This is a genomic window from Halorubrum sp. CBA1125 (assembly GCF_009742825.1).
In the GTDB taxonomy this organism is placed as follows: domain Archaea; phylum Halobacteriota; class Halobacteria; order Halobacteriales; family Haloferacaceae; genus Halorubrum.
Genome location: NZ_WPCE01000273.1, coordinates 1 through 2,819 on the forward strand (window position 1 = coordinate 1; position 2,819 = coordinate 2,819).

A 2,819-nucleotide genomic window follows, 5' to 3' on the forward strand; every position below is an offset into this window, starting at 1 on the left:
ATCGCCGCCTCGTCCGACCGCGAGCCCGAGCAGCGCGCGATCTTCATGATCGAGACGTGGTACACCTCCTGTTCGCCCGGCGCGACCTCCCGGACGATCATGTTACACGGGAACAGCCCGCCGATCCGGCCGTCCGTCGCGTCGAGCGCCCGGTCGGCCATCGCCGGGTTGCACGCCCCGAGGACGTAGTACGGGTCGCGGTCCGCGTCGACCTTCTCGTTGAGCAGCTCCGACGGGGAGAACTCCACCGGCACCCCGAATCCGGCGTCGAGACACACCTCCCGGACGCGCTCGATGGCCGCCTCGTGAGAGGTCGCGAGGGTAGTCCGCTTCTCGCCGAACTCGTCGGGGTCGATCTCGTGGGGATCGAACGGGAGCGTCATGGGGCAGAGTCGGCGGCGTCGGAATAAAAACTCGTGGGCCGTCACCGGGCGGTCGACGCGGTGCCCGTTCTCACCCACGCGTTCGCGGGCCGTCGATCGAAATTCGGTGGCGACGGGGCCGAGACCGACTCACTCGGTGGCGACGGGGCCGCGACCGACGACGTCCTCGACCGCGGCGACGAACTCGCTTCGGCTCTCGAAGAGCGGCACGTCGGACGCCGCGAGCACGTCGTCGATCTCGCGGGGCCCCTCGGGGGTCCGGATGACAGCGTCGCCCTCCTGTGCCCGGACGTCGCTGCGCGTCGCGGGCCACGTGAGCCGCGACGCGACGCGGGCGACGGGCTCGCCGGCCACGTCCGGTCCCGACCCGAGTTCGACGGCCGGTTCGCTCTCCTCGGCGTCCTCGTCGGTGTCGCTCATGCGCTCCGCTTCCGCTCCGGCGACACTAATGGTTTCGATGCGCGCCGCCCGCCGCCGGCGCGCGGTGCGTCCATCGCCATCGGTCGTCACCACCTCACCACGGTCACACCCGACCGCGACGCCGGATCACCGCCAGCCGCGGTCGGTCCGGTTCAGCCGCTCGCACCCGTCCGCGGTGACGACGACGAGGTCCTCGATCCGGCAGCCGAATCGTCCGTCGAGGTAGATCCCCGGCTCCACCGAGAACACCATCCCGGGTTCCAGCTCGCGGTCGTTGCCCGCGACGACGTACGGTTCCTCGTGCACGTCGAGCCCGACCCCGTGGCCGGTGCGGTGGACGAACGCGTCGCCGTAGCCGGCGTCCTCGATCACGTCCCGCGCGGCGCGGTCGACGGCCGCGGCCGCGACGCCGGGTTCGACGGCGTCGACCGCGGCGGCCTGCGCCTCGCGGACGGTCTCGTGGACGGTCTGGTACTCCGGCGGCGGGTCGCCGTCGAAGACGAGCGTCCGCGTCTGGTCGGAGGGGTAGCCGTCGACGCGCGTGCCGAAGTCGCACACGACGGGCTCGCCGGCGCGGATCTCGCGGTCGCCGTGGGCGTGGTGCGGCTTCGCGCCGTTCGGGCCGGAGCCGACGATCGGGTCGAACGCGACGCCCTCGCCGCCGCGGGCGGCCAGTCGGTCGGCGATCCAGTCGGCGAGCTCCGCCTCGGTCATCCCGACGGCGTCGGCGCCGAGCGCGCGGAGGTCGTCGACGGTCGCGTCCGCGGCGTCGGCCGCCGCCCGCATCGCCGCCAGCTCGGCCTCGTCCTTGCGGACGCGGAGGGGGGGCCAGCGCCTCGCTCGCGAGCCCCCAGGTCGCGTCCGGCGCGGCCGTCCGGAGGTCCTGGGTGAACGTCGCCCACATCGTGTCGTCGACGAGGAGCCGTCCGTCGCGGAGCCCGTACTCGGCGAGCAGGTCGCGGACGGCCGCGACCGGATCGTCGCCGTCGGCCCACGTCCGGACGTCGCCGAGCGTGGTCTCCTCGCGGATCTGTGCCCCCGCCAACGCCGGCACCAGCGCGACCGGCGCGTCGCGCTCGCGCCCGGCCGCCGGCACGACCAGCAGGAAGTGTCGCTCGCTCGGCTCCTCGTCGAACCCGGTGAGGTACCGGAAGTTTCGGCTCGGGAAACAGATCAGCGCGTCCGCGCCGACCGCGTCGAGCCGCGCCGCGGTGCGGTCCCGTCGCGTCTTATCCGGTTGAGGGGATCCCTCGTCGCGTTCCGAACCGTCCGCGGGGGGCGCTCCGTCGTCGGGTTCTCGCCCGTCGACGAACGTCGGCGGCTCGTCGTCGTCCATGTCCGCCGTGGGACCCGAGGCGTCATATACGCGCGGATCACGGATCCGGTCGACCGACCGCACGTAACTTCAAGAATTATATAGGTAGCCGACGTATCATGTGATATGGCAACAATGAACGAGTCCGTCTTCGATTGTCCGGTGTGCGAGACGACGGCGCCGTCGACCGCCGTGACGTACGACGCGCTCGGCTACGCGATCTGTCCGACCTGCACGCACCGGTCGGGGCCCGACGCGGGTCGGAGTCGAACCGGGCGGTTTTAGCCGCGGCGGGCGTCGGGTCGGGACATGGCGTGGTCACTGGCGCGGGAGGACGACACGGTCACCGAGTGGGAGCGCTCCGACGGGTACGCGACCGTTCGCGTCCGCGAGCGCGCGGACGGCGGGTTCGTGGCCCGGCTCGACGTGATGGAGCAGGCGGTCGACGAGTCGACCTACGAGCGCGAGCGCTTCGACGACCGGGCGGCGGCGCTCGACCGGGCGGCGGCGTGGCGAGAGGCGTACGACTTGGAATGCGAGTAAAACGGTTCGGTCGGGAGAGTTGTTTATAAGCAATCAGGTTGCGCTGCCGGCGGGCGTTTATACCTCAGTGATAGCACAGCGAACACTTCCTCAGCCACTGCCACTCGTTTATAACTGACCAACACTACGGTGAACACTTCCAAAGCCCCAGCCGCGAG

At 71.4% G+C, this 2,819-nt stretch carries 4 protein-coding genes and 1 pseudogene; 2 read left to right on the plus strand and 3 right to left on the minus strand.

Features of this window, described 5'->3' with window-relative positions:
• From GJ633_RS15520 to GJ633_RS15530, 3 genes and pseudogenes are all read right to left on the minus strand, one after another.
• On the minus strand, positions 1 to 383 hold a 383-nt coding region (locus GJ633_RS15520), incomplete at its 3' end, for a DUF302 domain-containing protein (RefSeq protein WP_156589510.1).
• A 129-nt stretch (positions 384 to 512) separates the two neighbouring features.
• Positions 513 to 803 (minus strand): DUF5789 family protein, encoded by a 291-nt coding sequence (locus GJ633_RS15525; protein ID WP_156589511.1) that lies wholly within the window; start codon positions 801 to 803, stop codon positions 513 to 515.
• A gap of 126 nt (positions 804 to 929) precedes the next feature.
• A pseudogene (locus GJ633_RS15530) lies at positions 930 to 2,139 on the minus strand (aminopeptidase P family protein).
• 105 nt (positions 2,140 to 2,244) lie between these two features.
• On the opposite strand from GJ633_RS15530, the gene GJ633_RS17355 reads away from it, so the two are divergent.
• Both GJ633_RS17355 and GJ633_RS15535 read left to right on the plus strand, forming a co-directional pair.
• A complete protein-coding gene (locus tag GJ633_RS17355; RefSeq protein ID WP_197431376.1) occupies positions 2,245 to 2,403 on the plus strand; it encodes a hypothetical protein in 159 nt (52 codons plus the stop codon).
• Between the two features lie 24 nt (positions 2,404 to 2,427).
• Positions 2,428 to 2,661: a hypothetical protein gene (locus GJ633_RS15535; protein WP_156589512.1), complete on the plus strand. Its 234-nt coding sequence runs from the start codon at positions 2,428 to 2,430 to the stop codon at positions 2,659 to 2,661.
• The last annotated feature ends 158 nt before the right edge of the window (positions 2,662 to 2,819 follow it).

What these genes read in the sequence shown, in the direction of transcription:
- GJ633_RS15525 (WP_156589511.1), bottom strand. Translation starts at nt 803, where the DNA reads ATGAGCGACACCGACGAGGACGCCGAGGAGAGCGAACCGGCCGTCGAA.
- GJ633_RS17355 (WP_197431376.1), top strand. Translation starts at nt 2,245, where the DNA reads ATGGCAACAATGAACGAGTCCGTCTTCGATTGTCCGGTGTGCGAGACG.
- GJ633_RS15535 (WP_156589512.1), top strand. Translation starts at nt 2,428, where the DNA reads ATGGCGTGGTCACTGGCGCGGGAGGACGACACGGTCACCGAGTGGGAG.